We start from the raw sequence: 18,387 nt of genomic DNA, 5'->3' as shown, positions 1-18,387 counted from the left end.
CTGCGTCTGCAAATCGGGGAGCATGTCAGGTGAACAAGAGCAACCGCTAGGGCGGATCAAACCCAGCTCCGGGCGAATTGTGCGCCGTTTCTGACATCTGAATTCCCGAGGTAACCCCATGTTCAAACTCACCAACACGCTGTGCGTCGTCACTGGCGCTGCTCGCGGTATCGGCAAGGCGATCTGCGAAAGCTTCCTTGCCGAAGGCGCGCGCGTGGTTCTGACCGATATCGACACTGAAACCGGCTCAGCCGCCGCAGCAACGCTGGGGTGCGAGTTCCGCGAACTGGACGTCCGCCGAGAAGCGGACTGGAACCGGATCGAGGCCGAATTCCCGGCCATCGACGTACTTGTCAACAATGCCGGGATTACCGGGTTCGAGGAAGGCCCTCGCCCGCACGATCCGGAGCGCGCCTCGCTCGAAGACTGGCGCGCGGTCCACGCGGTCAACACCGATGGCACGTTCCTCGGCTGCCGATATGCGCTGCGGGCGATGAAGGCGAAGGGCACAGGTTCGATTATCAACATGTCCTCGCGCTCCGGCTTGGTCGGCATTCCAGGAGCCGCCGCCTATGCCGCGAGCAAGGCAGCGATCCGCAATCACAGCAAGTCGGTCGCGCTTTACGCCGCGCAGCAAGGCTGGGCGATCCGATGCAATTCGGTCCATCCCGCAGCGATCCTCACACCGATGTGGGAGCCGATGCTGGGCGACGGGGAAGACCGCGAGGCCAATATGGCCGCGCTCGTCGCCGATACGCCATTGAAGCGTTTCGGCACGGTCGAGGAGGTCGCCGCCGCTTGCGTGTTCCTCGCGTCGGAAGACAGCGCCTACATGACCGGCGCGGAGCTCACCCTTGACGGCGGACTGCTCGCCGGGAGCGCTGCGTCCCCCGGCTAGGCGGGCCTAGAAACTGACGGTGCGCGTCACCCGAACCTCGCCTTCGCTGCCGCGCAGGCTGGTGGTAAATATGCGCGCATCCCAGTCGATCTCGACAAGGCCGAAGTTCTCTTCCGAGATGAAGTCGGTGAGCCGCTTGGGGTCGGGCTCGCGCGCGGTGTTGCGTTCGGTCGTAGAGAACGAATAATTGAGTGACGAACTGGTCAGCTCCCAGATGCGCTCACCTCCGGCGGCCTCGGGAGTGTCGGAGTAGATGCCGCCCGCATGGCGATCCCCTGACAGCAGCACCATACCGCTTTCCGCGCGGCCCGCCAGCAATGCGTACAGCTTGGCGCGTTCACGCGGAAGCGCCTCCCAGCTTTCGTAATTGTGCGCATCGGTGATCACCTGGATCGATGAGACGATCACGCGCAGGTCCGCCGGTTTCGCCAGCTCCTGTTCGAGCCATTCCCACTGCGCCCCGCCCAGCATGGTCTTGGCCGGATCCTCGCTCGGCGCATACGGTCCAAGCGGCGGGCGCTCGGGCGTGTAGGGCATCGTCTCGAGGTCAGAGCGGAAGAAGCGCGTGTCGAGCATGATGACCTGCGTGCGCCTGCCGTCGGTGCCAAACATGCGGCTTTCGTAGATGCCCGGACGCGATTGCACCTCGTCCGACGCGCCCCAGAACGTCTCGAAGATCGTCTCCGACCAGCCGCGAAAGGCGAAGCTTGCGCCGCCATCATTGAAGCCGAAATCGTGATCGTCCCAGGTGATCATCATCGGGACCTGCGCGCGGAATGCGGCAAGCTCGGGAGTCTCTGCCTGCACCGCGTACGCCTCACGCAAGGTCGTCAGCGCAGCATCGCCGTCCCATCCCTGATCGCCGTAATTGTTGTCCCCGATGAACAGGAACAGCTCCGGATTGGTCGCGGCAATCTGTGCCCACATATGCTGCGAGCGCGACTGGTGATTGCAGCTGCCAAAGGCGAGCCGGGTGATGACCGTCTCGGACGCAATCGCGGCATTGACCGGGGCGACGGGCAGGTCGGTGCGCTGCTCCAGTTTCTTGTAATACGGCTCCAGCAGGTCTTCGGCGTAGATCGGGACATGGCCATCGCCGTGGCGGTGGTGCTGCATCTGATGCTGTTCGTGCTTCGCCTCTGCTTCGTGTCCATCGGCGTGCAGCGGCGCTGCCGTCAAGGCGACCGCCGCAGCGGTCAGGGTGAGGTGTGAAAGGCGGAGCATCGGCGTTTCCTTGTTGATGAACTTCGCGCTTCCCTAGCGCGCTTTGCGTGACATTATTGCGACGATATCGCCTAATCCATCGGCAATTGCGCGAAGTCGGTGAGCGCCGCATCGCGCAGTCCGCGCCAGACATTGCGCGCCTGCACCGTCTCCTTCACATCGTGCACGCGCAGCATGTGCACGCCTGCATCCATGCCCCGCGCCGCCAGCGCAATCGAGCCGCCGAGCCGCTCATGCGCTGCCTCTTCGTTCGAGAGCGCGCCGATCATCCGTTTGCGGCTCACACCCAAGAGCAGCGGCGATCCCAGTGCATGGAACAGCGGCAAGGCGTTCAGCAGTGCGAGGTTGTCCGCGAGCGTCTTGCCGAAGCCGATGCCGGGGTCGAGCATGATGCGGTCTTCGGCGATGCCGCCTGCAATGGCCTGCTCGCGCGCTGCCTTCAGGAAGTCGAAAACTTCGCTGACCACGTCAGTGTACTCGCCGCCCTCATGCAGGTCATCGCCGCTGCCCGGCGCGTGCATCAGGATCACGGGACATGCGTTGTTGGCCACCAGCTCGGTCATGCGCGGATCGTAGCGCAGCGCCGACACGTCATTGGCGACATGCGCCCCCGCCGCCAATGCCGCTTCGAGCACGCCAGCGCGCCGCGTATCCACGCTGATCGCGGCGCCCATCGCGGCGCAGTAAGCAATCGCCGGGAGCACGCGGTCTTTCTCATCCCCTTCCCATGTCGCAGGAGCGCCGGGACGGGTGCTCTCCCCGCCAATGTCGATCAGCGCGGCGCCTGCCTCCAGCATCGCGGCGGCATGGGCCTGGCCCGCATCGGGGCGCTCAAGGAACTCGCCGCCATCGGAGAAGCTGTCGGGCGTCACGTTGAGCACGCCCATCACCTGCGGCTGGTCGAACCGGATGGTCCGCTCACCCACCTGCATCGGTGCATGTGTCTTTTGCAGGTTCGCCCACTGAAGCTGCGCCTCTTCGATCAGCCCGGCATCAAGCCCATCCAGAGCGCTTTCGAACCCGCGCGCGCCGAACAGCACACGCTTTACCGCTGCGCCGCCTTCGCGCACGACCAGCGCAAACCTGCTGGCATACACCATGCTTCCGGCAAGCCGAATCGCTGCGCCGTCCTCGGCCTGCGGACCGGATGCGAGGCCGATGGGGTGGAGGTACAGGCGCGCAGTCACCGCAATTCTCGTGTTGGGATGAGACACATGAGACAGTGTCCTGGATCAAAAAGCCCTCCGCCCGATTCGCAGCCCAAAAGAGTCGCGGACGGGCTCGATTTCAGCGTGATTGCAGACATGCAGCGGTGCTAGCGCAGCCGCGCGATGTAGGACAGAGCGAATGATCCGCGATGCTGGCGCTCTCCACAGATCGGCGTGAGAAATCGGGCTGGCAATCGAGCCAGCGGGCGTTCGATCTCGCTTGACTCGGCGCGGCATCCACGACAGCTTGGACTTGGGATAGAATACAGGAACAATTTGGTGACCGCGACCCGGCACCCGGACCAGCAGTTTGGCTGGTTACCCGGATTTGTCTGTACCGCGTTCAGAATGCAGGGGTCTCGCTTGAACCCTGACCATGATTCACCAAGTGTCGCGCAAGGCAAACCTGTAAGTGCATCCCGGTGGTGGACTGGGAGGCCGAAGTGCCAACGCAGCTAGAGACGAGCAATACCGATCCAGGCGATTGGACGAGCAGCATAACCTATCAAAGCACGGCGACGGCACGGCCCACTGCGGTCGATTTGCGCGAGCTGTCCTGGAACGCGCGAGAGCGAAATCGCAGCCTGGGCGTAACGGGCATGCTGCTCTACGATAACGGGCGGTTTTTCCAGACACTGGAAGGCCCGCCAGCAAGCCTGAAGACAATCTGGACCTCGATTCACCGCGATACGCGCCATTCCGATATCGAGGTTCTGAGCGAACACATCATCCCCGCGAGGCTATTCGGTGCGTGGGATCTGCTCAGCTATCACGGCGACGACGAAGCCTCGCGCTATCTTCACCGTGCCAAGGCGGAGCATCGCCTCACACCTCAGGTGCCGGACCTGATCAATCTTGTCCTGAATGGCGATGATATCGGTATCAACTCGCTGATCGCATCTTTGGCCGAACAAGGTTGGGAGGGGGATTCGATCCTTACCCACCTGATCGAACCGGCCGCCCGCGCGCTCGGCGATGCCTGGCTGTCCGATGATTGTTCGGAGCTTGACCTGACGATCGGGATCAGCATGTTGCAGCTTGCCGGTCACGCCATCCGGCAAAGCCCGACACCCGGCGCGCTTCGGGGAAGTCGCTACAGCATCCTTCTGGCCACCGCTCCGGGCGAGCCGCATGGGCTTGGCACTTCACTGCTTGCCGATCTGTTCACCGATGCAGGCTGGCATGTCGATATGGCTTTTCCCGATAGCGATGAAGCGCTCGCCAATCAGCTGAAAGCGCAGCACCCCGACGCGATGGATATCGGCCTTTCCGACGCATTGCCGCGCAAGCACACGCTGGCGAAATTACGGGAAACCATCGAGAGCAGCCGGTTCGCAGAGCCTGAGCAGCTGACGGTGGTATCGGTCGGTGGGCGGCTGTTCGCCGATGCGGCGGCGACGGCAGAAAATGTCGGAGCGGATTATGCCCGCAAGACAGTAGCCGGAGCGAGTGTCCGAATGGCCGAGCTTATCAGGCAAAAACGCCAGGAGCCGCATCCCAAGTAAGAGCGCCCGCATGTTGGGCCGGAATTCGCAGCGCGTGCCGCGTCAGTCCTCGCTCGCCAGCAGGTAGGTCTGCCGGGCAGCGTCGATCAGTTTGACCTCCTTACCGGCTGCTCCATCGACTTCGTAATGCCAGAAGGTCCAGCCATTGCAGCTGGGCGCGCCCTGCAAATCCTTGCCGAGGCCGTGGATCGATCCGGTCTGTCCCCGATAATCGAGCGAGCCATCCGCCCGGACGATCGCGACCCAGCGGCGTTTTTTGTCGAATACCTTGGTGCCGGGCGCGATCAGTCCGGTTTCAACCAGCGTCCCGAAGGCGACCCGGGGCGCGGTCTTCTTAGACTGCATGGTCTTCAGAGCGCTCTCATCGAGAGGAAGTTCCCGGGAAATGCGTTTGTACGCGACGTCGCGGTAGAAATCCTCCCGCTCGCAGCCGATCCACTCGCGGCCCAGCCGCTTGGCGACCGCGCCGGTCGTGCCCGTACCGAAGAACGGATCGAGCACCACATCGCCCGCCTCGGTCGTTGCCAGCAGCGCGCGGTATAGCAGCGCTTCGGGCTTTTGCGTGGGATGCGCTTTCTTGCCGTTTTCCTTCAGGCGTTCTCCGCCCGAGCAGATCGGCAGCACCCAGTCGCTGCGCATCTGAAGCTCGTCATTGAGCGTCTTCATCGCGCGGTAATTGAAGTGATAGCGTGCCTTTTCGCCCTGGCTCGCCCAGATCAGCGTTTCGTGCGCATTGGTGAAGCGCGTGCCCTTGAAATTGGGCATCGGATTGGTCTTGCGCCACACGACATCGTTGAGAATCCAGAAGCCCAGGTCCTGCAGAATCGCGCCGACGCGGAAGATGTTGTGATAGCTGCCGATCACCCACAGCGCGCCGTCGGGCTTGATGACGCGGCGCGCTTCGGTCAGCCAGCCGCGCGTGAACTCGTCATACACACGGAAGCTGTCGAACTGGTCCCAGTGATCGGTCACGGCATCGACTTCGCTGCCATCGGGCCGGTTGAGGTCGCCGCCGAGCTGCAGGTTGTATGGAGGGTCGGCGAACACGCAATCGATCGAATTGTCAGGCAGGGACCGCATCGCCTCGATACAATCGCCGGAGAGGATTTGCCCGGTCGGCAGGAGAGCGCGAATGTCTTCCGGAGACGTCTTCACAGCGCGTTTGCTGCGCACTTTCGCTGTTTCGATCACGCCCACGACTTTATTCTCCACAAACCGGACCCAGAGTTATCCACAGGGTGAGTCCTCGATGACTCCCCGTCAAGCAGAGATTCTGGAGCTTCATGGTTAACGCGGGGTAAAACGCGGCTGCCTTCAGACGGAACGAAAGGTGACCGGCACAAGATGTTGAGTCCCTTGGCTTATCAGGGACTCGATATGGAGGGGTGTGGTCAGGAGGACTCGGTGGTGGACCTTAATTGAAGACCAGCACCACATTGGCGGCGAATGCTGCAACAAGGACCGCGCCGAGCGCGCCCGATGCGCTGGGCCTTCCACAGCAGCCCGAGCAGCAGGACCGCGCTTCCGGTGAGGAGCGCCATCTGCAATCCGGCCAGATCCATCGGCAGCGCGAAAGGCGCGATGCTCATGGTCGCGCCCCCGATCAGCAGGATATTGTAGATGTTGGAGCCAACGACATTGCCGAGCGCGAGGCCCGGCTTGCCGCGCAGCGCCGCCGCAATCGAGGCTGCGAGTTCGGGCAGAGAGGTTCCGACTGCGACCACGGTCAGGCCGATCACGGTCTCCGGAACGTTGAAGATCGTGGCGAGCGATATGGCCCCCGTCACCAGCGCATTGCCGGCTCCGACGAGAATTGCGAGGCCGACCACGAACAACAGCCCGGCGATCACCGCGTTGGAGGGACCGTCCTCATCCTCTTCCTCAAGCTGCGCCGCGCCCGGATGGCGATAGCGCCACACTATATAGGCGAGGATGCCGAGGAGCAGGCCTACGCCGACCCAGCGCGCACCGATCTGCGACAGGACGAGGCCCCACAGCAGCAGCGTAACGCCCAGTGCGACCACCGCATCGCGCCTGCCGGTCCCGGTCAGCACGATCGGCATGACGAGCGCGGAGACGCCGAGGATCAGCAGCGTGTTGGCGAGGTTCGATCCGACGATATTGCCCCACGCGATCTCCGGCGATCCGGCCATGGCGGCCTGCGCGCTCGCGACCATTTCGGGCATCGAAGTGGCAAAACCGACGATCACCAGCCCGGTGAACAGCGTCGAGACGCCAAGTTTCTGGGCGATGCCCACGGCACCGCGCACCAGCAGTTCACCGCCGATGGCAAGTCCGACCAATCCGGCAAGGCTAAGGAGAATCGCTTCAAGCATCAGGGGCGCTTAGGGTAGTTGCGGCGCCTTCACAAAAGGTTTGCCTGTGCAACCGGTGCAAAGCTCCGACGGTGAAGCGGTGAGGGACCATGCGCGCGAAGCGCCTCCATGTGCTCGCGCGTTCCATAGCCCTTGTTCCGCTCCCAGCCGTAATGAGGATGGTCGCGCGCAGCCTCGATCATCATGCGGTCGCGCCATTCTTTCGCGATGATGGACGCCGCGCTGATCGCAGGCTCGATCCCGTCTCCGCCGACGATTGCGCGCGCGCGCCAGCGCCAGCCTTCGCGTCGGCCCGCTGGCGTCATGTTCCCGTCGATCAGAACCTCGCCCGGCTCACCCCCGCACTTCCCGGCAAGCTCGGCCACACACAGCGTCATCGCCTCCATCGTCGCCTGGAATATGTTGAGCCGGTCGATCTCTGCTGCGTCCACCACCGCAACCGCCCAGCCGCATGTCCGGCGGATGTCTTCGTCGAGCGCCGCGCGCCGTTTGGCGGAAAGCTTCTTGGAATCGTCGAGCCCTGCCGGTACGCCTTCGCCCAGCACCACCGCAGCGGCCACGACCGGCCCCGCGAGCGGCCCGCGTCCGGCCTCGTCGACACCGATGACCAGAGGTATTGCCGGGAGGCGGGCACTGAATTCACAATCGGGAGTTATCTGAACCATGACCTACACATCCAAGCTTCCGCTCGCACTTTCCCTCTCCGCCTTCGCGCTCGCAAGCTGCGCCAATGCCCAAACGGGGGATAGCGAAGAAATTGCCGCCGAAGGTGCAGCGCCCGCGCTGGAAATCACCCCGATGGGCGAATTCAACAAACCGTGGGCAATCGAGTTCGCTCCGGGCACAGGCATGTTGTTCGTCACCGAGAAGGAAGGCACGATCAAGTTCATCGACACCGCCGCCAATGACGGCGCGGGCCGGATGGGCCCGGTCAGTGGTGTGCCGGAGGTCCTGTTCGGCGGGCAAGGCGGTCTGGGCGACATCGCGTTTCTCCCCGCCGAAGCCTCCGGGACGATGGACCGCCGCACTGTGTATCTGAGCTGGGCGGAAGCCGGTGAAGACGCCTCTGCCGGCGCGGTTGTCGGACGGGGCGAAATGGTCTGCGAAGAGGCTGATGCCTGCGCAGTCGAAAACCTCGAGGTGATCTGGCGCCAGTCGCCCAAGGTCCTGGGCCGGGGCCATTATTCGCACCGCATTTCGGTTTCTCCCGATGGCGAGCACCTGTTCATTGCCAGCGGCGACCGTCAGAAGCTTGACCCGGCGCAGGACACCTCGAACACGCTCGGCACGATCGTCCGCCTCAACCTCGACGGAACGCCAGCAGACGGCAATCCGATGGCCGAAGAAGGCGGCGCGACCGCCGAGATCTGGTCCTACGGCCACCGCAACATTCTCGGCATGGACTGGGACAGCGAAGGACGCCTGTGGGAAGTCGAGCACGGCCCGGCAGGCGGTGATGAACTGAACCTCGTCAAAGCCGCCGCCAATTACGGCTGGCCCACGCGCTCCTATGGCAACCACTACAACGGCGATCCGATCACCGACCACACCGAGGACGATGGCTTTACCAAGCCCGCCGTCCACTGGACGCCGGTGATCGCGCCCGGCGACATGATTTTCTATTCCGGTGACATGTTCGGCCCATGGAAAGGCGACGCGCTGATCGCCGGTTTGCAGGCGCAAGGACTGGTCCGCGTCACGATCGACGGCGACAGCGCCGAGGAGGCCGAGCGTTACGACATGGACGCCCGCATCCGCTCGGTCGAAGAGGGACCGGACGGCAGCATCTGGGTCGCAGAAGACGGTGAAGGCGGAAGGGTCCTGAAGATCACCATGTGATTTTTTGTTGGGCACAGGGCCGCAAACCCCTTAAGCGCGCCGCCCAATGTCTGACACCGCCACCCTGATCCCGCTCTCCGCCGTCGATCCTGCAATGGTCGAGGAATTGCTCGACCGCGCTTTCGGGACCGATCGCCATGCGCGCACCGCGTACCGGATACGCGCCGGGATGGACTGGCTGGATGCGCTGAGTTTCGCTGCGATCGATGAGGACGAGTTGCTGGTCGGAACGGTCCAGTGTTGGCCGATTGCGCTGATCGATGACGATGCGCGCCCGGTGCCGCTGATTATGGTCGGCCCGGTGGCGGTGCTGCCAGAGCGGCAAGGCGAAGGCTTTGGCATGGGCCTGATGGCTGCGATGCTGGATGCCGAAGCGCGGCTGGCGGGAGATGGCTCTGCGTCGTTCCCGCAAGTGCTGATTGGTGATGCCGAATATTACGGGCGCTGGGGATTTTCGGCGGCTGCAACCGGCGGCTGGCGCTGCCCCGGCCCCTACGATCCCGAACGCCTGCTCGCACGCGGCGCGGCTTTATCCGCCATGCCGGCGCAAGGCGTGCTTGGCCCCTGGAACCCCGAAGGCGGGATTGCCGGGCGCGATTGACGAGAATGCCCGCACCCTTCACGGGAACGCTGCGCATGGGCGTCGCGTTATCTCCCCATGCCCTACGAACCCCCGCCCTATCTCGCCGAACTCACCCTTGCCCAGATTGCCGAGCAGGTTGCGGATCGAAAGCTGCCACCTGTCGAAGGCTGGGCGCCGCAGCAGATCGGCGACAGCGACATGCGCATCGCCGCCGATGGCACTTGGTATCATCAAGGCGATCCGATCCGCCGCCCGGCAATGGTGCGCGCATTTTCGGGGCTGCTTACCCGCGATGATAGTGGGCAGCACTGGCTGGTCACCCCGTTCGAGAAACTGAGCATCGAGGTCGACGACGCCGCCTTCATCGCGGTCGATTGCGTCATGCGCGATGGCGAGATTGCCTTCCGGCTGAACACCGACGAACTCGTCGTCGCTGGCCCCGACAATGCGATCCGCGCAGCAGGCGATCCCGACACTCCGGCGATCTACCTGCATGTGCGGCGCGGATGCGAAGCGCGGCTTAACCGCTCGACCTACGCGCAATTGGCCGATATCGCGATGGAGACGAGCGGCGACGATATCGAACAGGGCCTGATGGTTACGAGCCAGGGCGCGATCTTCTCGCTACTGCCCTGAAGGACAATGCACGCTGCATGAGCACGGTTTTCGATTCCCTGAAATCAGCATTCGAAGCCGGACATGCGCGCGATCTTCCAGACCTGTGGGACGATGCGCAATTCTCCGATGGACGCTCGACCCCGGCGGCGGTGCTGATTGCAGTGACGGACGTCCCGGACAACGAACAGGTCATCTTGACACAGCGCCCGCGCGGGATGCGCGACCATCCGGGGCAGGTCGCCTTTCCCGGTGGCAAGATCGATCCCGGAGAGGATGCCGTGACCGCCGCCTTGCGTGAGGCCGAAGAGGAGCTTGCCCTCCCCCGCAGCGAGGTGCGCGTGATCGGCACCAGCGACCTTTACCAGACCGGCACCGGCTTTGCCGTCACGCCCGTTCTCGGCGTGGTGCCACCGGGCCTCGACCTGACCCCCAACCCCTCGGAAGTCGAAGCCTGGTTCGAGGCGCCGCTTGCGCTGCTGCTGGATCGGAGTAACTGGGCGGTGAACGAAGTGTACTGGCGGGGGGCGAACCGGCGCTATCTCGAAATGGATTACGAAGGCTTTCGCATCTGGGGCGTAACCGCGGCCATTATAGCCAACCTGTCGCGGCGCATCTCGCTGGAGCGCTCGCAGTGACCGCGGCCGGTCTACCCGGATCGCTTAAGGGCGCTGACTGGCCGCAGCGCGCAGGGCTGTCCGCGCTGATAGCGGCGCTGGGCACAGACAGTATTCGCTGGGTCGGCGGAGCGGTGCGAGACACTCTGCTGGGCGCCGAGGTGAGCGATGTCGATTGCGCGACCACGCACCTGCCGGACGCGGTGATCGACCAGTGCCGCGAGGCTGGCATACGTACGGTCCCGACCGGGATCGACCACGGCACCGTAACCGCCATCCTCGAAGACGGACCCGTCGAAATCACCACCTTGCGCCAGGATGTCTCGACCGACGGGCGGCGCGCGACCGTGGCCTTTGCCGATGACTGGCGCGAAGATGCGGCGCGGCGCGACTTCACCATCAACGCGCTCTATGCCCATCCGGACACGCTGGAGATATCCGATTATTTCGGCGGGCTCGCCGACCTTGCCGCGCGCCGCGCGCGCTTTATCGGCGATGCAAGGGAGAGAATTGCCGAAGATCACCTGCGCATCCTGCGCTATTACCGCTTCCAGGCGCGCTTTGGCGCCCAGCTCGACCACGAAGCGGAGGAAGCCTGCGCGTCCCTCGCCGACACGCTCAAGGGCCTGAGCCGCGAGCGGGTGGCGGATGAATTGCTCAAGCTGTTGGCGCTGCCCGATCCGGGCGAGACCGTGGAGCGAATGTTCAACCGCGCCGTGCTGCGCGTCGTCCTGCCCGAAACCGCGCTGCCGCATGTCGAATTGATGCGCGACGTGATCGAGCGCGAGCGCGCGCACGGGCTGCCTGCCGATCCGCTGCGCCGCCTCGCCGCGCTGCTGCCGCCTTCGCCCGATATTGCCGAGATCGTGTCGGCTCGCCTGCGCCTGTCGAAAGCGCAACGGGCGGTCTTGGTCGGCACGGCCAAGCGGCTGGAGAGCGACCGCGAGGATCCCAAGGCGCTCGCCTATACTGAAGGGACCGGCATCGCCGTGCACCGTCTGCTGCTGCTCGGCGGAAGCCCGGACGCGGTCAGGGATTGGCCGATTCCCGACCTGCCGCTGAAAGGCGGAGCCATAGTCGCGCGCGGCGTGGATGCCGGCCCGCAGGTCGCGCGAGATCCTGCGCGCGGTCGAACGGCGCTGGGTCGAAGAAGGCTTCCCCGATGAGCGGCGGGTCGGCGAAATCCTCGACGATGAGCTTAGTCGAGCTTGACGTTTACGTTAAGCTTCGCTTCAGCTGCGCGGCTTCATAAAAAGGATCACAGGCCGCCCGCTTGTCATGCGGCCTGTCCCCCATTATGGGAACCACCTGCGCGTATCGCACATTGATATTGTGAGCGCACTTCATCGCTTTTGGCGTCCTCAGACAGGCCTCAGTGCAGGCCCGATGCCAAATTTGCCTGCGCTGCCCTCCCATTGTGCGGCGGCCCCTCTACGAGATTGAACAACGGAGAGTACACCTTATGAATTTCGCAAAGCTGGCTATCCTGGCCACCGCTCCGGCCCTGGCACTGACCCCGATCGCGGCTTCCGCGCAAGACGCCGGAACCACCGTATTTGGAAATGACGATGCCCCGATCGGCACCGTCGAAAGCAATGCAGAAGGCATCGTGACCGTTGATACCGGCGCGTACAAGGCCCCACTGCCCGCAAACCTCCTCGCCGAACGCGAAGGCAAGTGGACCGTCAACGCCACCAAGGCACAGATCGACGGGATGATGAAAACGCAGGAAGACAAGGCCAACGCTGCGCGCGATTCCGCCCTCGTCGTTGGCGCAGCTGTCATCAGCGCGGACAACATGCCGGCTGGCACCATCTACACCGTGGACAGCGAAGACACCGTGATCCTCCAGAATGAAAACGGTATCATCACGCTGAAGCGCGATTCCTTCGCAGTCGATCCGAACGGCGCGCTCATGGCCCTGTATTCGGCCGAACAGCTCGCGGCCAATACCGTCGAAGTGCCGGAAGGCGCCGAGATCCTGACCCCGGCACAGGCTGCGGCGAAGGAAGCCGGTGAGCAGGCAGAGACCGCCGACGCCGGAACCGAAGACGTGACCGGCGCAGGCATGTAAGCCTCCCCGAACACAAGCTTTACGAAAAAGCCGCGGATGTCACAGCGACATTCGCGGCTTTTTTGCTTTCGCGCTCCACCCAGCTTGCGGTTGCCTGCGCCCTCATCGGCTTGCGGGCAGGCAGCGCCGCCCTTGGCCCGGAGTGGTCCGGTCCACAACGGGCCGAGCAGCCACTAGAACTTGTTGTCTTTCGGGAAGCCCTGCGGCGGCATGCGGCCTGCGGCGCTGCGGGCAACTTTCCATTGCCAGATGTCGGTCTCGGTCCGGGTGCGCTCGCCCGATCCGCCCATCTGCCAGCTAAGGCCGTCCTCCAGCTTGAACGTCGTCGCATCGGACAGACCGCCATCGCGGTAACGTTGCAGCATCACGCCTTGCCCGCGCGCCATGACCGGCATTTCCTCGAGGTTGAATACGATCAGCTTGCGGTTCTCGCCCACGCACGCGACGTGATCGTGTTCCGGCGCGATCTCGCGGATCACGCGCAGCTCGGCATTGCCTTTCAGGTTCACGACCTGCCGCCCTTTACGCGTTTCCGCGAGCAGCTCGCTGGTCTCGGCAACAAAGCCTTTGCCTATGCTGGAGGCGAGCAGCAGCTTGCCGCCATCCTTGTGCACGATCATGCTCGCTATCGCGGTATCGGCCTCGAGGTCGATCATCGTGCGCACGGGTTCGCCAAAGCCGCGCGCGCCCGGAAGCTTGTCGCAGCCGAGCGTATAGAACCGCCCATTATGCGCCGCGATGAGCAGCTTGTCTGTCGTCTGCGCGTGCAGGATATGGGCCAGCGCATCGCCTTCCTTGTATTTGAATTCCTGGTCGAGCGGCACATGCCCTTTCGCCGCCCTGATCCAGCCTTTCTGGCTGAGGATCACCGTCACCGGCTCCTTCTCGATCATGGCGTCCATCGAAAATTCGACGACAGGCTCGGCCTCTTCGATCCGGGTGCGGCGCGCGCCCAGCGCGGTGTCCTCGGCATAGTCCTTGCGCAGGGTGCGCAGATCTTTCTTGAGCCGCGTGCGCTGGCGTGCGGGGCTGTCGAGCAGTTTCTGCAAATCGTCCTGCTCGGCCTCAAGGTCGTCCTTTTCCTGCCGCAGTTGCATCTCCTCCAGCTTGCGCAAGCTACGCAGCCGCATGTTCAGGATCGCTTCGGTCTGGCGGTCAGTGAGGCTGAATTCCTTCATCATCACCGGCTTTGGCTCATCCTCGGTGCGGATGATCTCGATCACCCGGTCGAGATTGAGGAAGGCAATGATATAGCCTTCGACCAGTTCCAGCCGCCGCGCGATCTGTTCGAGCCGGTGGCGCGTGCGGCGCTGGAGTATCTCGATCTGCGCGCGCGTCCAGTTCTCCAGCAGCTCCTTCAGCCCCATGACCATCGGCGTGCGGCTGGCATCGAGGACGTTGAGGTTCAGCCCGAACCGCGTTTCCATGTCGGTCAGTTTGAAGATGCTCTCCTTGAGCAGCTCCGGATCGACATTGCGGCTCTTGGGCACGAGCACGATGCGGATCGTCTCGTCGCTTTCATCGCGCACGTCTTCGAGGATGGGCAGCTTCTTGTCCGCAATCGCCTGCGCGATCTGCTCGATCAGCTTGCCCTTGGCGACCTGGTAGGGGATTTCCGAGATGACAAGCTGCCATTGCCCGCCGCCCAGCCGCTCGATCCCGGCCGCTTGATCCTCCGCCTTGTCCGCTTCGGGAGCCTCGAACACGCCGCGCACCCGAAAAGATCCGCGCCCCGTGGCATAGGCTTCGGAGATGACGTCCTTGCTGTCGATAATCTGCCCGCCCGTGGGCAGATCGGGGCCGCGGAACAGTTCCATCAGCCGCGCGTGTTCGACGTGCGGATTGTCGATCAACTCCAGCGTCGCATTGATGATCTCGGCGACATTGTGGCTGGGAATATTGGTCGCCATGCCGACCGCGATCCCGCTCGCGCCATTGGCCAGCAGGTTCGGGAACAGGCCCGGCATCAGCTCGGGCTCTTCCTCCTCGCCATTATAAGTCGGGATGAAATCGACCGTGCCCGCATCCAGCCCATCCATCAGCTGCATCGCGGTTTTGGTCAGGCGCGCCTCGGTGTAGCGATAGGCGGCGGCGTTATCGCCATCGATATTGCCGAAATTCCCCTGCCCTTCGACCAGCGGATAGCGCAGCGAGAAATCCTGTGCGAGCCGCACCATCGCATCGTACGCGGCGGTATCGCCATGCGGGTGATACTTGCCGATCACCTCACCCACGACGCGGGCGGATTTCTTGAAGGTGTTGGACGGGTCGAGCTTCAACTGACGCATCGTCCACAGCAGCCGCCGGTGAACCGGCTTCAACCCGTCGCGCAGGTCCGGCAGCGAACGCGCGGTGATGGTCGAGAGTGCATAGACGAGATAGCGCTCGGACAGGGCCGCATCGAACGGCGCATCGACAATCGCGTCGAACGGATCAGAATCGTCTGGGGTGGTAGTCTCGGACATGCCGCTGGCTTAGCAACGCCCGTCTGCACAGGGGAGAGGCGTTTCCACAGGAATGGGCGAGATGTGAGACGGGGAACGGACGTCACCCCAAAAAAAGCCCCGCACTGATGCAGGGCTCATAAGTTGAAGGTCGAATTGTGATTCGAGCCCTCGGGGTCGCAGAAACTGATCTGACCCAACCCGGCAACAAGAGCCAGACATGTGTTGATGCATTCCAATTTTGAGACGCTGCTCGCACCAAAGATGAATCGAACGCAGACCAGGTGAAGGGCCTGAAATTGAGCCGCCTGAAATGGAGCGCTTCTCTTTCCGGAGGTTATTTGCGCAGAGCTTTTATCTCGCCTCTCAACTCGCGCAATTCGCGGATAATCATCTCGCGCTCGTCATGCGCTTCTTCGTCGGTGGCCTCGGCCATGGCGTTAACGATCACACCGATGAACAGGTTCAGCACGATAAAGCTCGTGATGAGAATGAATGGCACGAAGAACATCCATGCCCACGGGAACACCTCCATCACCGGGCGCACGATACCCATCGACCAGCTTTCCAGCGTCATGATCTGGAACAACGAGTAAAGCGATGCTCCCAATGATCCGAACCATTCGGGGAAGGCCTGCCCGAACAGCTTCGTCGCCATTACCGCGCTGATGTAGAACAGTAGCAGCAACATGACGATCACCGTCGCGATGCTGGGGATCGCGCTGAACAGGCCCACGATGACCTTGCGCATGCTGGGCACGACAGAGACGAGCCGGAGCGCCCGCAGGATGCGCAGCGCGCGCAGGACGGAGAATTGCTCGCCTGCCGGGACCAACGCGGCACTGACGATGGCAAGGTCGAACACGTTCCAGCCGTTGCGGAAAAACGCGAGGCGGTAGGCGAACAGCTTCAGCGCCAGTTCGACCACGAATATCGCGATGGCAATCTGGTCGAGCCGCTGGATCAGATCGCCCGCCATGGCCATCGCGGCAGGGGAAGTCTCAAGCCCCAGCCCGATCGCGTTGACGACGATCACCGCAATGATGAAACGTTCGAACCAGCGCGCCTCGACAAGGGCCTGCGCGCGTTGCTGCATGGTCATTCGTGAATTCTCCGAAGGCCCTCAAATGCCGATATCAAATGCCAAGTGAAATTGGTGGCAGGCAAGGCGATTGCAACTCGCCTTACCACCGCCACACCCTGACTGCCATCAGGAACGATCTCGCATGTGATGCGTATAATAATCAAAGCAATTACAAGGAGATACATTTCATGAAACGCATCCTCATCATCGCCACCGACGGGTTCGAGCAGTCAGAACTGATGGAACCCAAATCGCTGCTCGAAGATGCCGGCGCCGATATTACCGTCGCCAGCCTCGAAGATGGCGAAATCAAGGGCTGGAAGGACGGCAACTGGGGCGACAGCGTCAAGGTCGACCTGACCGTCGATGAAGTGTCGGAAGGCGATTACGATGCGCTGCTGCTGCCGGGCGGACAGATCAACCCGGACGTCCTGCGCATGAACGAAACCGTCATCGACCTCGTCAAGCAGTTCGATGGCACGAACAAGCCGATCGCCGCGATCTGCCACGCTCCGTGGCTGCTCGCCGAAGCCGACATTATCGACGGGAAGACCGTCACCGGCTGGCCCTCGATCCGCACCGACCTCGAAAATGCAGGCGGCAACGTCGTGGACAAGACCGTCGCACTCGATGGCAACCTGATTACCAGCCGCAATCCGGACGACATTCCCGCCTTCACCAGCACTCTGATGAGCGCGCTGGAAATGGCCGAAGACATGGCACGCATCCCCGAGAACGCCTGATCCGTATCTAAATCGAGTTCAGTCATGGCCTCCCGTCATTTGGCTGACTCAGGCCCCGCCACGCAGATGCGTGTGGCGGGGTTTTTCTTTTTCTCTGGACCTTAGTGCGGGTAAGGATATGTTGTAACATACATCAGACTTGCATTATGGCGAAAATGTGGCACAAATGAGGCTCAATTAAGGCACGACTCGCCACTGGTCGGCCAGATTGGGAGAGAAACCATGCGTAAAGCCACCCCCTTGTTGCTGTTGGCATTAGTCCTGATGACCGCATGTTCGGACGGGTCCGAGCATTCCGTTATGGAACGTGTGACGACAGTCGATATACAGGAAGCCGAAGCGGGCATGCCGCCAGCACCGCCTTCGTCGCCCCCGGCGCCTGCCAGCCAAACCTTCGAAATGGCAGAGGCCAGCGCGGATCAAGCGCAGGCAAGTTCGGGTGAGACAATACCGAACGGGGCGGGAAATATCCCGGTTGGCCTGCCGCAGATCGCATATCGTTATGCGCTCGGGTTCCGGTTGCCTGCAGATGCGATCAAGCCACTTCAGGAGCGGCACGCCGATATGTGTGAAGCGCGCGGGCCCCAGGTGTGCCGGATCATCTCGATGCGGCAGGCCGATCAGGACGGGGACTATTCCTATGGCAACCTTCAGCTTGCAGTAGCGTCGGGTGTCGCAAGAGAATTTTCCAAGGAACTTGAAAAGAGTTCCGGCACTGTCGATGGCGAGCTCGTCTCTTCCTCGATCGACGGCGAAGACCTGTCCAAGCAGATCGTCGATACCGAGGCGCGGCTGCGCGCCCGCACGCTGCTTCGCGACCGGCTGATGGACGTGCTGCGCACGCGCCGGGGTACGGTGGCAGAGCTGGTCCAGGCCGAACGCAGCGTGGCGCAGGTCAATCAGGAGATCGACCAGGCGCGCAGCTGGTTAACCGAAATGCGCGACCGCGTTGCCTTCAGCCAGATGGCGGTCACTTACGAATCCGGAACGCGGGCATCGGGCGGCTTTTCCGACCCTATCCGCAAGGCGTGGAGCGCGATGGGCGCGATTTTCGGCTCGACCATCGCGTTCCTGATGATGGCCTTCGCGGTGGTGCTGCCCCTCGCCATCCTGCTCCTGGCCGGCCTGTGGCTGTGGCGGCGGCTGCGAAGGGATCGCGCAGAAACGGGCGCTGCAGCGCAGGAAACCGCCCCGCCAGCCACGGAAGTCTAGACCGT

General features: G+C 63.0%; 16 protein-coding genes and 1 pseudogene. 10 read left to right on the top strand and 7 right to left on the bottom strand.

The window, feature by feature from the left end; genetic code table 11:
• The first annotated feature begins 118 nt into the window (after positions 1 to 118).
• The gene (locus AC0L39_RS05270; RefSeq protein WP_473261326.1) at positions 119 to 898 is read left to right on the top strand and encodes an SDR family NAD(P)-dependent oxidoreductase; all 780 of its coding nucleotides are present in this window, start codon (positions 119 to 121) and stop codon (positions 896 to 898) included.
• A gap of 6 nt (positions 899 to 904) precedes the next feature.
• On the opposite strand, the gene AC0L39_RS05265 is transcribed toward AC0L39_RS05270, so the two are convergent.
• Both AC0L39_RS05265 and folP read right to left on the bottom strand, forming a co-directional pair.
• The gene (locus tag AC0L39_RS05265) at positions 905 to 2,122 is read right to left on the bottom strand and encodes an alkaline phosphatase D family protein (RefSeq protein WP_473261324.1); all 1,218 of its coding nucleotides are present in this window, start codon (positions 2,120 to 2,122) and stop codon (positions 905 to 907) included.
• Between the two features lie 71 nt (positions 2,123 to 2,193).
• A complete protein-coding gene (gene folP, locus AC0L39_RS05260; protein ID WP_473261322.1) occupies positions 2,194 to 3,309 on the bottom strand; it encodes a dihydropteroate synthase in 1,116 nt (371 codons plus the stop codon).
• A 464-nt stretch (positions 3,310 to 3,773) separates the two neighbouring features.
• Between folP and AC0L39_RS05255 the strand changes: the two genes are divergently transcribed.
• A complete protein-coding gene (locus AC0L39_RS05255; protein ID WP_473261320.1) occupies positions 3,774 to 4,835 on the top strand; it encodes a BLUF domain-containing protein in 1,062 nt (353 codons plus the stop codon).
• 42 nt (positions 4,836 to 4,877) lie between these two features.
• Here AC0L39_RS05255 and AC0L39_RS05250 read toward each other — a convergent pair whose 3' ends face one another.
• The 3 genes from AC0L39_RS05250 to AC0L39_RS05240 form a co-directional block, all read right to left on the bottom strand.
• Positions 4,878 to 6,008 carry a DNA methyltransferase gene (locus tag AC0L39_RS05250; RefSeq protein WP_473262285.1) on the bottom strand — a complete coding sequence of 377 codons (1,131 nt, stop codon included), beginning with the start codon at positions 6,006 to 6,008 and terminating at the stop codon, positions 4,878 to 4,880.
• 218 nt (positions 6,009 to 6,226) lie between these two features.
• Complete coding sequence (locus AC0L39_RS05245) at positions 6,227 to 7,171, bottom strand: sodium:calcium antiporter (RefSeq protein ID WP_473261319.1); 945 nt, start codon at positions 7,169 to 7,171, stop codon at positions 6,227 to 6,229.
• Positions 7,172 to 7,200: 29 nt separating this feature from the next.
• Positions 7,201 to 7,836: a ribonuclease HII gene (locus tag AC0L39_RS05240; protein ID WP_473261317.1), complete on the bottom strand. Its 636-nt coding sequence runs from the start codon at positions 7,834 to 7,836 to the stop codon at positions 7,201 to 7,203.
• On the opposite strand from AC0L39_RS05240, the gene AC0L39_RS05235 reads away from it, so the two are divergent.
• The 6 genes and pseudogenes from AC0L39_RS05235 (at position 7,835) to AC0L39_RS05210 (ending at position 12,899) form a co-directional block, all read left to right on the top strand.
• A complete protein-coding gene (locus tag AC0L39_RS05235) occupies positions 7,835 to 9,010 on the top strand; it encodes a PQQ-dependent sugar dehydrogenase (RefSeq protein ID WP_473261315.1) in 1,176 nt (391 codons plus the stop codon). The two genes, AC0L39_RS05240 and AC0L39_RS05235, sit on opposite strands and share 2 nt — an antisense overlap.
• A 46-nt stretch (positions 9,011 to 9,056) precedes the next feature.
• Complete coding sequence (locus AC0L39_RS05230) at positions 9,057 to 9,611, top strand: GNAT family N-acetyltransferase (protein WP_473261313.1); 555 nt, start codon at positions 9,057 to 9,059, stop codon at positions 9,609 to 9,611.
• A gap of 57 nt (positions 9,612 to 9,668) precedes the next feature.
• Positions 9,669 to 10,229 carry a DUF1285 domain-containing protein gene (locus AC0L39_RS05225; RefSeq protein WP_473261311.1) on the top strand — a complete coding sequence of 187 codons (561 nt, stop codon included), beginning with the start codon at positions 9,669 to 9,671 and terminating at the stop codon, positions 10,227 to 10,229.
• Between the two features lie 17 nt (positions 10,230 to 10,246).
• Positions 10,247 to 10,846 (top strand): CoA pyrophosphatase, encoded by a 600-nt coding sequence (locus AC0L39_RS05220; protein ID WP_473261310.1) that lies wholly within the window; start codon positions 10,247 to 10,249, stop codon positions 10,844 to 10,846.
• A pseudogene (locus AC0L39_RS05215) lies at positions 10,843 to 12,037 on the top strand (CCA tRNA nucleotidyltransferase). The gene AC0L39_RS05220 and the pseudogene AC0L39_RS05215 overlap by 4 nt, the downstream one beginning before the upstream one ends.
• Before the next feature lie 250 nt (positions 12,038 to 12,287).
• Entirely contained in the window at positions 12,288 to 12,899 is a 612-nt protein-coding gene (locus AC0L39_RS05210) for a hypothetical protein (protein ID WP_473261308.1), read from the top strand.
• Positions 12,900 to 13,072: 173 nt separating this feature from the next.
• On the opposite strand, the gene parC is transcribed toward AC0L39_RS05210, so the two are convergent.
• Positions 13,073 to 15,364 carry a DNA topoisomerase IV subunit A gene (parC, locus tag AC0L39_RS05205; RefSeq protein ID WP_473261306.1) on the bottom strand — a complete coding sequence of 764 codons (2,292 nt, stop codon included), beginning with the start codon at positions 15,362 to 15,364 and terminating at the stop codon, positions 13,073 to 13,075.
• Between the two features lie 316 nt (positions 15,365 to 15,680).
• A complete protein-coding gene (locus AC0L39_RS05200; RefSeq protein WP_473261304.1) occupies positions 15,681 to 16,445 on the bottom strand; it encodes an ion transporter in 765 nt (254 codons plus the stop codon).
• 170 nt (positions 16,446 to 16,615) lie between these two features.
• Here AC0L39_RS05200 and AC0L39_RS05195 point away from each other — a divergent pair, with 170 nt between their 5' ends.
• Together AC0L39_RS05195 and AC0L39_RS05190 are read left to right on the top strand one after the other, a co-directional pair.
• Complete coding sequence (locus AC0L39_RS05195; RefSeq protein ID WP_473261302.1) at positions 16,616 to 17,170, top strand: type 1 glutamine amidotransferase domain-containing protein; 555 nt, start codon at positions 16,616 to 16,618, stop codon at positions 17,168 to 17,170.
• Between the two features lie 222 nt (positions 17,171 to 17,392).
• The gene (locus AC0L39_RS05190; RefSeq protein WP_473261300.1) at positions 17,393 to 18,382 is read left to right on the top strand and encodes a DUF4349 domain-containing protein; all 990 of its coding nucleotides are present in this window, start codon (positions 17,393 to 17,395) and stop codon (positions 18,380 to 18,382) included.
• The last annotated feature ends 5 nt before the right edge of the window (positions 18,383 to 18,387 follow it).

It is taken from the genome of Erythrobacter sp. K21-9 (assembly GCF_055808355.1).
Note: the sequence above shows the minus strand (reverse complement) of the source record. Positions and strands in the feature narration are given on the sequence as shown.